The following is a 13718-nucleotide window of genomic DNA, read 5'->3' as shown; positions in this document are numbered from 1 at the left end:
GTTGCTCTCCTTTTTTGCTTTTAATGGTGTCGTGGATTATGTTAAAAGCGTAACAGCCAATTTATAAATTCACATTAATAAATCAATTTAAAATAAATATATCAGCTTTCAATAAGCAATCAAAAACATTTAGTACTTTAATAGTTAATTTAATCAAAATGAGTTATTTAAAATGGCTTCTGTTTTTTATCGGAACTTGTGCTGTTTATTCTCAAACAAACAAGCAAGTGGCATTTCGGGAATTGACTGTGGAGCAAGGTTTATCTCAAAATAGTGTTGTTAGCATTGCGCAAGATAGCATTGGCTTTATGTGGTTCGCTACGCAAGATGGGCTAAATAAATATAATGGTCGCGAATTTTCCTATTACAAAATTCAGTTTGAAGACGTTACGAGATCCACCTTTAGTAAACTAGGAAAATTATATGTGGATAAATCAGGTAAATTATGGGCTATTGCTAATTCGGGAAAATTACAGTTTTTTAATAAGGATCTAGACAGTTTTCAATCCGTGATAACGAATTATGCGGTTAGTACCGTTTTTCAAGATGACCAGCAAAACTTCTATATGGGAACGTTTGATAACGGACTATATAAGGTCAATTCTCAATCTGCAGATACCATCCAGTTTTTAAAACCAGAACACGCCTATCATACTATTTACGATTTTATAAAAGGCGATAAGGAGAGCCTATTGGCGGCTACAAAAGGAGGTGTTTTTAAAATTAAGAATACGGGGTATGAATATATAGAAATTGAGTCGTTAGCCAATTTTAGTGCTTTAGCAAAATCGGATAATAACACCATGTATTTAGGTAGTTTTGGCAAAGGGTTATTTGTAAAATCGGAAAACGAAAATCAGTTTGCGCCTTTTAAAAATAAGCCATCTTTTTCGCTTCCAAATAATTTAATAATACAAGATTTACTAGTTGATAAACGCAATAGATTATGGATAGCCACCTATGGACAAGGTGCATTTCTAGTAGATTTTAAAAATCAATATATTCAAAATTTCAAAGAAAATAAGAATGATCCATATGCACTTCATTATAATGATGTTATATCCTTATATGAAGATAATACAGGAACCATCTGGCTTGGAACCGATGGTGCAGGCTTAAGTTATTATGATGAGTTTTTAATAAAGTTTAATGTATTAACAAACGATCAAGTTCCACAAAATGTCCATGTAGATGTTATTCGTGCCATAACTGTGGATGATAAAAATAATATGTGGTTGGGTACATCAGGAAAAGGTTTAACGGTTGTAAATACAAAAAATCAAACTTTTCATACCTATACAGCTGCCAACTCTAACCTTTTAGGCGATAGGATAATGAGTCTATATTATGATAAAGGAAACCTTTGGATTGGCCATCAAACGTATGGATTACAAAAAATGGATGCTAGTGGGAAAATCACATCCTTTCAAGAAACGGAACAATTTACTATTTGGAAAATCCTTAAAGATAGATCTAACAATTTGTGGTTGGCTACACGAGATCATGGATTCGTTCAATTTAATGAGAAACACGGCATAACAAAACAGATTAATGCAGAAAACACCATTTTGGAAACTAATAATATTCGCACCATGGTATTGGGTGAACCAGGTATTTTTTGGATTGGAACGGAAACGGATGGGCTTTATAAGTTTTATAAAAACACAGATAGTTTAGTGAAAGTTGATAAAATAAGCGATAAAATAAAATCTTTATTCTATCACGATTCTATTCTCTGGGTTGGAACCAATGGTAATGGTTTAAAATCGTTCAACACAAAACGAAACACATTTAATACATATTCCACAAACAATGGCTTATTAAACGATGTTATTTATGGAATTCTGCCTGGAAATAATGATTTCCTTTGGTTGAGTTCCAATAAAGGCATTACTAAATTAAAAATGGAAGGTGGGGAGATTTCAGAGATAGAAAACTATGATAATTATGATGGTCTTCAAGCTTATGAATTTAATACAGGTGCTTCCTACAAACATTCCAATGGTATATTATATTTTGGTGGTTTAGAAGGTTTAAATTGGTTTAATCCCAATCAGCTTGAATTGAATCCTATAAAGCCAAAAACAATTATTACAAATTTGGAAGTTTTCAATAAACCTGTTGATTTAATTGATAATCAGGAATTTAAACATGACAAAAACACCTTGACGTTTGCATTTTCCGCATTACATTATTCCCAGCCTGAACGAAATCAATACAAATACCAATTAATAAATAATGATGCCAATTGGATAAATTCTGGAAACAATAATGTGGCGCATTACACCAACCTACCACCAAACGTATATCAATTTCAAGTTATTTCTAGTAATTATGATGGCGTTTGGAATACCACACCCGCAACATATATATTCACCATTTTAGATCCTTGGTACGCTACAAATTTGGCCAAAACCGTGTATGTATTTTTAATAATAATCTTGTTGTATATTTTATACTTGTATTTAAAATGGCGTTGGAATGTAAAAAATCAATTGCGTATAGAGCAAGTTGAAACAATACGGTTAAAGAAATTAGATGAATTTAAAACCAAGCTTTATACTAATATATCTCACGAATTTAGAACACCATTAACCTTAATTTCTGGTCCTATAGATAATCAATTAGCCAAACCAGAACTGTCCAAAACTGATAAGAAAGAACTGACTTTAGTTAAGCAAAATGCCACACGGTTGCTTAATTTGGTAAACCAGATGTTGGATCTTTCTATGATAGATTCTGGACAAATAAAGCTGAAAGTATCACAAGGAAATTTAACCATTTTATTAAAGCAAATTATAAGCGCATTTCAATATAAGGCTAACAAAAAAAACATTGAAATTAACTACCAAATTCATCATTTAAAAGCCGTTTGGTTTGATAAGGATATAATTGAAAAAATAACATCTAACTTACTTTCCAATGCTATAAAATATGCACCAAAGCACAGTGATATAATTTTTCAAGCTAGCAATCAAGAAGGTGTTTTGGTATTATCCATTATAAATACTAGTAATCACGTTGGAAAAGAGGATTTAAACAAACTATTCCAACGTTTTTATCAAAATAATGAATTATCAGATGGTGTTGGTGTTGGCTTGGCTTTGGTTCGAGATTTGGTCACGCTATCTAAGGGCAGTATTATAGCCAACAATTTGGAATCGGACCGCATTCAATTTACCGTTTCCTTACCTTTAAATAAAGATGCGTTTACTAAAGATGAATGGCAAGTTAGCCATGAACCAGAAAATTTCAATTCAGATTTAAACACATCTATTGCTGAATTTAAAACCAATAAACCAACCTTGCTCATTGTGGAAGACGAACTAGACATTCGCTCATTTATCGTTTCTGTGTTTGCAAATAACTATCAAATTATAGAAGCCTCCAATGGTAAGATAGGTATAGAAAAAGCTCGAAAACACCTTCCAGATTTAATTATTAGTGATATTATGATGCCTGAACAGGACGGAATAACGTTGTGCCATGATATTAAAACAAATGCGCTTACAAGTCATATTCCTGTAATTCTACTTACGGCCAAAGTTGGAGATGCTAATGAAATTGAAGGTATAAAAACAGGAGCAGATGCCTATGTTACAAAACCATTTAGTAGCGAAAAATTAAAAATCCGAGTAGAAAAACTGATAGAAAGCCGCTTTAAACTTCAAAAACACTTCAGTAATACCTTAACAATAAATCCGGAATTAGCAATTACTTCCACCGAAACGGAATTTTTAAAAAGGCTTCAAACCACATTAGACCAACATATAACAAACCCCGATTTTAATAGCGAAGGGTTGAGCAAACAGATACTAATAAGTCGCACCCAACTTCACCGAAAACTGAAAGCCATAACAGGAATGACCACTAGTGAGTTTTTACGATCTCAACGCTTAAAACTATCATTAGAGCTGTTAAAAACTTCCGATGCTACCATGGCGGAAATTGCCTATCAAGTTGGATTTAATTCCCCTTCCTATTTCACCAAATGCTTTAAAGACGTTTATGGTTGTACACCAAACGAGTACCTTTTAAACATCTAGAAAAACGCATTAAATAGCCATTTGGCACATATTTTATATCCTTTGAAACATATCTGATATTCAAAGGCAAAACTTCCATATACTTTTATCACATATTTAAAAAGTGAATAAATGAAAAGCTATGCCAATAGCCCTAAAAAGAGTGAGAAGATTTATTTAAGTATCGATCATTTAAAAGATGGGCACTATGAGCTTGAAATATTATTGAAGAATAAAGTGGTAATGTCTATTGTAATAATAAAATAGCCTCTACACTCAATAAAGGATGTTAACCTTTTAAAGCGAATAACATTAAGCATAAAGTCTGAATAAGCCGAAAAAGGACTTAAAACCGAAGTAGGTAACTATTAAAAACAAAAATTATGAAAACCAAATTATTATTATTAAGCGCGATTAGCGCACTTATGTTTGTTTCTTCTTGTAGCAGTGATGATGATACTATAACACCATCAATACCTGAACTAGAAGCTTTAGAGCTTAGTAACTGCTCCTCTGGTATAGCTGAGGGCGAAACACTTATCCTAGAAAACAGAAATAATGGAGTAGATTATATTATTAATTGCACCTATCCTGTAAATGGTGATTTGATTATAGATCCAGGCGTTACAATTCAATTTGGTACTGATGCTACAATTAGAGTTTATAATTCAGGATCTATACAAGCATTGGGAACAGCTCAAAACAAAGTTGTATTTACTGGTGAAGATAAAGTACCTGGTTCATGGAAAGGTCTTTATATAATTAGTAGTGACGTTAAAAATAAAATTGAATATGCAACAATTGAATATGCAGGAGCCGTTGGCGATGATGGTGCTATATTATTATGGTCTGACACGCATTTAAAAATGAACAACACAAACATAACCAACAGTCAAACTTATGGACTTCATGCAAACACTAACAATAACGAATTGCTATTAGAAAATAATACAATTACGGCTTGTAAGGCACCAATGTATTTAGATGCTAGTTATGTTTCAGCCATTTCTAACGGAAGCTATACTGGCAATAATACAGATGCTATAATTGTAGATAGAGGTTTTATAGACGAAGATCATACTTGGACTAAATTGAATGTACCATATCATTTTCCAAATGGAGTGGATGTAATTGCTGGAGGAAATTTGACCGTAATGCCAGGGGTTATCATGAAATTTGGTCAAGACTCAAGACTGTTTATAAACGAAGGCGCTAGTGGACCTAAACCTAGTATCATAGCTGTTGGTACAGCTGCAGAACCTATTGTGTTTACATCCATAGATAATGTTATGAGTGCATGGAGAGGTATTTATTTTGACTCACCTAATGCATTAAACGAAATTGGTTTTGCAACTATAGAAAATGCAAGTAATCCTGATCAAGAGGGAGCAATTGAAACATGGTACGGTACTGTTTTAAATGTACACGATGTATCTTTTAAGGATATTCAAAATTGTGCTATACATCAATATAAATTCCCAGCTGATCCTGACACATTAACAAGTTCTAATTTAACATACATAAACGTAGCTCATACATTTTGTCAAAACTAATCAGCCAATTTATTTTTATTAGTCTTTCTTTTTTCATTAACCCTCAAAATGAGGGTTAATGAAAAAATATTTTTGATAAGAATGTCATTACGAACATGCATTTAGAAAAGCGATGGAATTTTATTGAAGAAAACCGTAAAACGATTAAAATAGTCCAGGTGATTCGCTTACCAAACAATTAAATCAAACATATATTCGATTAAATCCTAAATATTGAAAACAGCCTTTATCTAAATATTCGGAGTTAGAAGTATAATCGGAATATATCAAAACAAAAAACAAAAATTTAACCATTAAACCATAACAACATGAAACGTATTAAAAATTTAACTACACTAATATTTGGTCTCTTCATTCTGTCAACCTCTTGTAGTAAAAGTGATGACGATTCACCACAATTTACCCCAGAAGCCAACCGAATTGAAATACTTTCAGGAGCTAATCAAACGGGTATAATAGAAACTGAACTAGCAAGTCCAATTGTCGTGTTAATTAAAGATCAAAACGGTAATTCATTTGCTGGAGCAACTGTTAATTTTTCGGCAACCCAAGGAACTATTTCAACAGTAAGCGCTACCAGTGACGGAAATGGTTTGGCATCAACAAACTGGACTCTTGGAGCCATGAGTGGAGCGCATGACTTAACCGCAACCGCTTTTAAAGCAGACGGTGTAACGCCTTTAAATGGTTCGCCTTTAGTTATTACTGCCATGGCTACAGAAATTCCTTGTCAACCATTAATAAATCCTACAGTACTTCCAGTTGGGCCAGATGCTGCAGCCATAACCACATCTGTTATTAATGTTGCAGAGTCTTTTACTGTAACTGATATAAATGTAACATTAAACATTAATCATACTTGGGTAGATGATTTAGACATATTTCTAATAGCTCCAGATGGCACAACTATGGTTGAATTAACAACTGACAATGGCGGAAGTGGTGACAATTTCGTAAATACTGTTTTTGATGATGATGCTACACTTTTAATTGTGAATACAACATCTGCCAATGCGCCTTTTACAAATGTGTATCAACCAGAAGGTAGTCTTGCAGATTTTAATGGTTTACAGTCCAATGGAAACTGGACTTTAAGTATTACGGATGATGCCGGTGGAGATGGAGGTGAACTTATCAATTGGTCTCTAGAGATTTGTGGTAACTAAAAGGAACATTTTTTTCAACAAACTAGAAACTCGAAAAATTGTGAATTTGCAACATCCAAAAAAATCGTTTCCAAATTAATTATTTCTAATTATAAAATTATGAAAACACTACAAATTACAGTAAAGCTCTTCGCATTATTATTAGTTGTAATGGCAACGTCATGCTCCAGCGATGACAATCCATTACATGCCAATCCCGATCCAATAGGAGATTCTCATTTTTATGAACTCACTTTTTCTGGTGGACCTGTAGATGGCGATACTTTTTCTGGGACTATTGCAAATGGGAGCGAATCCAGTGGAGCTGTAGCCGTAAGAACGATATCCACAAATAATGTTGGTACTGAAGAAGATACCATGGTTTTAACATTGTTAGATGAAATCCATACCCCTAATATTTCTTTGGGCATGGTATTGACTATGAATAATAACCAAGGTATGGATTTTGGACCAAGCGTTACCGAAACCAGTTCCGGCATGTCAATTACTTATAACAATTATGTTATGAATACCATTTCAGGATCTTCAACGATTACTAATTATGGGCAAAGTAATGTATACTCGGGTGTTGCATATGCACATTTTACAATAACCTTTAGCGCGGAAATGGAAGTTGGATATGTTAATCAAACAGAAACATTTACAACGCAAGTAACTGGAACAATTCATGTTAAACGGTTCCCGATTCCTTAATATTTTTTTTTTTTTTGAAATTACTATAATTGTAATAACTCTACAACGCCTCGAATAGAAATTTTGAGGCGTTGCGTTAATATAAGACTAATCATAATTGTCTTTCCATTGTTTTTCTTATCGAATAATTTTATAAGCCGGGACATTTAGAATAGAAAAAAGATCAATATATTTTTAAGTTAATTACAAACCTATATTTAACAATTACTAATTATTCCTTCTGTGAATTCATTAGCGCATGATGATTGTATACATTAAGATTACGAGGTATGGCCTAGAACATAACACTTCAACAACATTTGGTACATATTTTATATCCTTTAAAACATATCGGTAATCAAAGCAGATTTTCTATATCTAAATTTGAATCCCTTTAATGGAATACCTTCTGAAACTAATCTCAAATTCCATAAAAAAAGAAAGTGATGATAAGATTTATATATCCATAGATCATCTTAAAAAAGACGTTTACCAATTACAAATTATACTAAATAATAACGCAGTAAAACCTATAGAGATAGAAAAGTAGTTTGCTGTAAATAACCTCCCAGAAATTTTATTTATAAAAACAATGACCAAAACAAAAAAAGGACATGACTATGATACTACTATATATTAGTTCCGCTATTATATTATTAATTCTAATCAATTTATTGCTGCTCATGTTTAGCTGTAATACCTATCAGGAAGATTATAAACATAATTAGACTTGAAGAATAATGTTTTCAGTGTTTGTTATAAGGATGGAACATATTTTATAGACTTTGAAACAATAGTAATATACAAAGACCGGTATCCATTTTACTTTTGAAAGAAATAATGAGAAATAATTAATAATCAGAATGTTAACCTCTAATAATTTATGCCATTAATGAATAAACACAATCTTATGAAAACAAAATTATCATTATTAGTAATCATGTTTACGACCATCATGACCTTTGCACAAAATGGTATCAATTACAAAGCTGTTATAAAAGACAACCTTGGTAATATAGTAGCTAACGATTTGATAGCTATTCAATTCACGATTATAGACGGCGCAACTACTGTGTATCAAGAAACCCAAACACCAACTACAGATGACAATGGAATTATTATCGTAAACATTGGTGAAGGTACTCCTACTTCTACGGCATTTTCAACAGTTGATTGGAGTAGTAGTAATCACTTCTTAAATGTACAATTAAATACGGGAGGTGGTCTTGTAGATATGGGTACGACAGCTTTTAAACCAGTGCCTTACGCATTAATGGCAAAAGATGTAGAAAATACAATCTGGGATAAAAATAATACCCGAATTTCTTACAGTGCAGGTAATGTTGGTATTGGATTAAGTAATCCGTCAAATCCTTTATCTGTGGTTCAAGCAACGGGGACGGCTAACACCGTGCGTATTGAAAGTTTAGATCATCCTACGGGTAAAGATCTTTTGGAACTTATTGTCCCGTCTGGGTCTCCATCTAATTCCCAATTTATTGAAATGCAAAATGGCTTTGACATTGTTGCAGCAATTAATAGTGATGGCTCAGCACAATTTAAATCGGTTCAGTTTGAAGATAATACGGTACAGACCACTGCTGTTGTTGGTCCTCTTGCCTATGGTTTTGTGCAATCTAGCGGAAATGTAAGTTCTGGTTCAGGGAATTTTAGTGCTACTTGGAATACCGTAGATAATAGATATGAAATTACTATTACAGGAGAGAATTATTTCTGGACACTTTTTACTACAAATGTTACTAGTAGTTCAAGCACTGTTTACCGTGAACGTGTAAGTAGCGCTAGTGGCAAATTACTAATTTACCTTTATAATTCAGCAGGCGCATTAATCCAAGGTAATTTTCAGTTTATCACTTATAAATAAAAATGTTTACAAATACATATAAAATTATGAAAACAAAAATCACATTACTGTTAAGTCTAATTTTGGCTTTTATATGTCAAGGACAAACTATTGAGAAATTTAGTATCGATAGTGGAGGCGCAAATGCTACCGCTGGAGGAATAGAAATTCTCTATACCATTGGCGAAGTAAATGTACAAGAATTAAGTGCCGGAAATATTCAGGTTTCTGAAGGTTTTATTAATGGTACTATGAAAATAAAAATGGACCCAAAGCTTTTCTTGCAAGGACCACTATTAAATCCAGTTTCAGCTGGGTTAATGAATGATAATTTAAGACAAAATGCCATAATTCCTACAACCAGTCCGTATGCAGATTTAGCAACATGTAATGTATCGGTATTTTCTGTTACTGGAGCAAATGCTATTGTAGATTGGGTATGGGTGGAACTCCGCGCGGCTAATGATAATACCAAGCGTATTACTGGAAAATCAGCCCTATTACAACGTGACGGTGATGTAGTTGGATTAGACGGTGTAACAAGTCTCATTATGAATGCTGCACCTTCTAATTATTATGTGGTGGTTAATCACAGAAATCATTTAGGTGCTATGAGCGCTGGAACCATTGGACTTAATGCAAATACAGCAAGCATCGTAGATTTCACTAATAGTGGATTTGCCACTTATGGAACCATGGCGCAAGCTATTTTAACTTCTGGCAATACGGCACTTTGGGCTGGTGATGTGAATGGAAATAATCAAGTGCGTTATTTAGGGCCAAGTAACGACTCGGCTACCTTAAAAACTATTGTGCTCAATGCGCCTGGTAATGCTTCTGGAAGTAATTATTTTCCATATGCAACTTACAATTTAGGCGATATTAACTTAAACGGTGTCGTCCGATATTTAGGGCCAGGTAATGATAAAGGTATTTTGAAAAATATCATACTAAATCATCCTGCTAATCCTTCGTCCAATTATTTTCCTATTTCACAACAAATACCAAATTAAAATAAACATCTAAATTTTAACACTTTAAAACTATATTATTATGAAACATGTATACACAGCGGTCATTTTAATTTTTATGACCTTCACATTACAAGCACAAAATCATACTTATGAGTTTAGTATCTCATTTGTAGGGATAAACGCGAACACAGGCAACTACCAAATGGCTTTATTGGCAACACCAAGCGAATCCGTAGTTGATGACAGTACAGACGATATGGGAGCCGGCTTTTATGTGCCAACAGGTATGACTATAGGTAATTTTGTAACTGGTAATTCTAATCTTCCAGCCTCCGAATGGGCGTCTATTTCCATGGGACCTGGTGTTAATGGCGATGCCTATTTTTTAGGTCGCGATGAAGCTGGCCAATTTACCGTAATGTTAAATGGTGCAGGGCCTTTTGAGCTAGTTTTATTTGATGTTATTGCAGATCCTAACCCAACAACAGGCGCTATTCTGTTCGTTGAAAATGGTGATCCAGTTTTTGACACCATTTTTATTGAAAATTATATCAATATCTGGGCACAAAACTTATACTCACAAAACAATCCAACAGCAAGTTCTGTAAATTTCGCCACCTTAAGTACGGAAGTTGTTATTGATGATACTTCGTTTTCTGTTTATCCGAATCCAGCATCATATATTCTATATATTAAAACACCAAATACCATAAATGCTATTGAGTTGTATTCTATTCTAGGTAAAAAAGTATTTGAAAGCAGCCAAAATACAAACCAAATTGATGTTAGTAATTTTCAATCTGGTATCTATCTTCTGAAAATTCAAACAGAGAAAGGTCGCGTCACTAAAAAAATAGTGATTAAATAATATTAAAGAGGCTATTTATTGAAGTGAAAAGGGGGAATGACCTTATGTAACATTTTGTGTTGTTTCCCTTTTTTTGATTTCAAGTATTCACAACCTAGTACAAATAGGTGTTAGTTAGAATTATATTATTAAGGTGTTATAAATCAAAAAATTATAATCATTAAAAATCGAACAATTATGAAGCGGTCTATAAAAACAATTGTATTATTTTCACTGTGCTTTATCGCATTATTTTCAACCATCTATGCACAGCAGAGTATAAATTACAAAGCTATCATTAAAGATGATAACGGTATCGTTATTGCTAATGATGTGGTACCTGTACAATTTAACATTTTACAAGGTGTTGCACAAACCAATGTATATTCAGAATTACATACGCCAACAACGGATGCTAATGGTATTATTATTGTAAATATTGGCGAAGGTATACTAGTTGGTGGCAGTCCTGATTTTAACACCATTGATTGGGCTAGCGATACGCATTTTCTGCAAGTATTCGTTAATATTGGCGATGGCTTGGTGGATATGGGGATAACCGAATTTAATGCCGTTCCATATGCACTTTCGTCTGGCGATAAATCTTGGGAAACCGAAATAGATAATGTGCATGTATTATCAAAAAATGTGGGTATTGGAACAGATTCTCCAACGGAATTATTAGAAATTAATGATCCGAATAATGCAACCATAAAATTGACAGTTCCAACAGTTGGTAGTTCATCAAAATTAGAACTTGAAACTGGCGATGAAACAGGGGCACATACTTTTTACAGAATTGAAAACAGGAGCGACTATTTAAGGTTTGAAACCGATACAGATTATATAATACCGACAACAGGTTATGAATCGTTAATGAATCTGGGTAGAATGGGTTTAACTTTGGAAACTGGAGCAAGAGTAAACGAATTTTCTACAGATTATACATTAGCAGATAACAGTGATAATGCAGTACCAACAGAACAGGCAGTTAAAACCTACGTGGATAATAGTATAGCAACTTTAGCACCTACTGCTAAAACAATTGTTGTTCCCGCCACAACATTCACAAGTAATAATAGTTTAGTAAATTTTGGGATTGGTGGTGGATATGCTTATAAACCGACTGGTACACAAGCTATACTAGCACCATTGGTAATTCCTATAGGTTCTACAGTGACCTCGGTTACATTCTATTTTAGAGATACCAATAACGCTGGTGGTGTAAATCTGATAGGAGATGTAATAGCCTACTATAGAACGAATACATCTGCAACTATACCAGTTACAGTTTCAACATTTGGAAGTTCAACAATTGGTATGATAGAGGTAAGTTCTAATCCTTTTAATATTGCTACAGATAGACAACATTATATTAGAGTAAGACCTTCATCTAATTGGGATGGAAGTAATTTGGCAATTCATTCTGTAAAAGTAACCTATACGGAAAACTAATAATTAACATACTCAACAATTTCCAATCCGTAACCAATCATCCCAACACGTTTGGTTTGCTCACTATTAGAAATGAGTTTTAATTTATGAATATTTAAATCATGTAAAATTTGAGCACCGATTCCAAAATCCTTCGCATCCATATCAAGACGCGGTGCTTTTATTACCTCACCAGGAACTTGTGCTTCTTTTAGAACGTTCAGACGTTTTAATAAATTCATGGTCTGCGATTGCTGATTAATGAAGATAACAGCACCTTTTTCAGCTTGATTAATAACTTTAAACATGTCGTCCAGCTTTTGGTCGGCATTGTTGGTTAAAGTGCCTAAAATATCATGATTAACAAGCGTTGCATTAACACGTGTTAAAACAGGTTCACTAGCAGACCAAGACCCTTTAGTAAGCGCAATGTGAATTTGATTGTTGGTTGTTTGGTTATAGGCACGCAATCTAAAATTTCCAAAACGGGTTTCTAGATTAAAATCTTCCACCTTTTCAATTAAAGAATCGTGCTGCATGCGGTAAGCCACTAAATCTTCTATAGAAACAATTTTTAAATCGAATTTTTTGGCCACTTTCATTAACTCTGGTAAACGAGCCATAGTACCATCTTCATTCATAATTTCCACTATAACACCTGCTGGTTTTAATCCAGCAAGTCGTGCAAAATCTATAGCAGCTTCCGTATGTCCGGTTCGCCTTAATACACCTCCTTCTTTTGCAACTAAAGGAAATATATGACCAGGCCTAGCCAATTCAAAAGGTTTCATATTATCATCTACCAAAGCTTGAACAGTTTTAGCACGATCAGCAGCTGAAATACCCGTAGTAACACCGTTTCCTCTTAAATCTACTGAAATAGTAAACGCTGTTTCCATAGGATCCGTATTATTACGAACCATCATATCAAGCTCTAAAGCCTTACAACGATTTTCGGTTAATGGTGTACAAATTAAGCCCCGACCATGTGTGGCCATGAAGTTAATCATTTCAGGTGTTGCCATTTCTGCAGCTGCTAGAAAATCACCTTCATTTTCCCGATTCTCATCATCAACAACAATAATAACTTTTCCATTTCGGATATCGTTTATGGCATCTTCAATGGCATCTAATTGAAAGGTTTTGGTATTTTGAGTTTGAGTCATGGACATAACCATTTTGT

9 protein-coding genes are annotated in these 13718 nt (G+C 33.6%); 8 read left to right on the top strand and 1 reads right to left on the bottom strand.

Annotated features, from left to right (window positions below; genetic code table 11):
* Positions 1–158 precede the first annotated feature (158 nt).
* From ACN0QX_RS07410 to ACN0QX_RS07375, 8 genes are all read left to right on the top strand, one after another.
* A complete protein-coding gene (locus ACN0QX_RS07410) occupies positions 159–4046 on the top strand; it encodes a two-component regulator propeller domain-containing protein (protein ID WP_417196065.1) in 3888 nt (1295 codons plus the stop codon).
* 362 nt (positions 4047–4408) lie between these two features.
* Positions 4409–5578 (top strand): hypothetical protein, encoded by a 1170-nt coding sequence (locus ACN0QX_RS07405; protein WP_417196064.1) that lies wholly within the window; start codon positions 4409–4411, stop codon positions 5576–5578.
* A gap of 308 nt (positions 5579–5886) precedes the next feature.
* On the top strand, positions 5887–6744 hold the full coding sequence (locus ACN0QX_RS07400) for a proprotein convertase P-domain-containing protein (RefSeq protein ID WP_417196063.1): 858 nt from the start codon (positions 5887–5889) through the stop codon (positions 6742–6744).
* 99 nt (positions 6745–6843) lie between these two features.
* On the top strand, positions 6844–7437 hold the full coding sequence (locus ACN0QX_RS07395; protein WP_417196062.1) for a hypothetical protein: 594 nt from the start codon (positions 6844–6846) through the stop codon (positions 7435–7437).
* Between the two features lie 889 nt (positions 7438–8326).
* Entirely contained in the window at positions 8327–9301 is a 975-nt protein-coding gene (locus ACN0QX_RS07390; protein WP_417196061.1) for a hypothetical protein, read from the top strand.
* Positions 9302–9327: 26 nt separating this feature from the next.
* A complete protein-coding gene (locus ACN0QX_RS07385) occupies positions 9328–10293 on the top strand; it encodes a hemagglutinin protein (RefSeq protein WP_417196060.1) in 966 nt (321 codons plus the stop codon).
* 40 nt (positions 10294–10333) lie between these two features.
* The gene (locus ACN0QX_RS07380; RefSeq protein ID WP_417196059.1) at positions 10334–11122 is read left to right on the top strand and encodes a T9SS type A sorting domain-containing protein; all 789 of its coding nucleotides are present in this window, start codon (positions 10334–10336) and stop codon (positions 11120–11122) included.
* A gap of 177 nt (positions 11123–11299) precedes the next feature.
* Positions 11300–12556: a hypothetical protein gene (locus ACN0QX_RS07375; RefSeq protein ID WP_417196058.1), complete on the top strand. Its 1257-nt coding sequence runs from the start codon at positions 11300–11302 to the stop codon at positions 12554–12556.
* On the opposite strand, the gene ribB is transcribed toward ACN0QX_RS07375, so the two are convergent.
* Positions 12553–13707, bottom strand: a complete 1155-nt coding sequence (gene ribB, locus ACN0QX_RS07370; RefSeq protein ID WP_417196057.1) for a 3,4-dihydroxy-2-butanone-4-phosphate synthase — start codon at positions 13705–13707, stop codon at positions 12553–12555. The two genes, ACN0QX_RS07375 and ribB, sit on opposite strands and share 4 nt — an antisense overlap.
* Between the last annotated feature and the right edge of the window lie 11 nt (positions 13708–13718).

The sequence above is a fragment of the Bizionia sp. genome, assembly GCF_048259285.1.
Taxonomy (GTDB): Bacteria; Bacteroidota; Bacteroidia; order Flavobacteriales; family Flavobacteriaceae; genus Algorimicrobium; species Algorimicrobium hallyeonense.
Note: the sequence above shows the minus strand (reverse complement) of the source record. Positions and strands in the feature narration are given on the sequence as shown.

Excerpts from the sequence above, each read along its gene's own strand:
- ACN0QX_RS07410 (WP_417196065.1), top strand. The coding sequence starts at position 159 with ATGAGTTATTTAAAATGGCTTCTGTTTTTTATCGGAACTTGTGCTGTT.
- ACN0QX_RS07405 (WP_417196064.1), top strand. The coding sequence starts at position 4,409 with ATGAAAACCAAATTATTATTATTAAGCGCGATTAGCGCACTTATGTTT.
- ACN0QX_RS07400 (WP_417196063.1), top strand. The coding sequence starts at position 5,887 with ATGAAACGTATTAAAAATTTAACTACACTAATATTTGGTCTCTTCATT.
- ACN0QX_RS07395 (WP_417196062.1), top strand. The coding sequence starts at position 6,844 with ATGAAAACACTACAAATTACAGTAAAGCTCTTCGCATTATTATTAGTT.
- ACN0QX_RS07390 (WP_417196061.1), top strand. The coding sequence starts at position 8,327 with ATGAAAACAAAATTATCATTATTAGTAATCATGTTTACGACCATCATG.
- ACN0QX_RS07385 (WP_417196060.1), top strand. The coding sequence starts at position 9,328 with ATGAAAACAAAAATCACATTACTGTTAAGTCTAATTTTGGCTTTTATA.
- ACN0QX_RS07380 (WP_417196059.1), top strand. The coding sequence starts at position 10,334 with ATGAAACATGTATACACAGCGGTCATTTTAATTTTTATGACCTTCACA.
- ACN0QX_RS07375 (WP_417196058.1), top strand. The coding sequence starts at position 11,300 with ATGAAGCGGTCTATAAAAACAATTGTATTATTTTCACTGTGCTTTATC.
- ribB (WP_417196057.1), bottom strand. The coding sequence starts at position 13,707 with ATGTCCATGACTCAAACTCAAAATACCAAAACCTTTCAATTAGATGCC.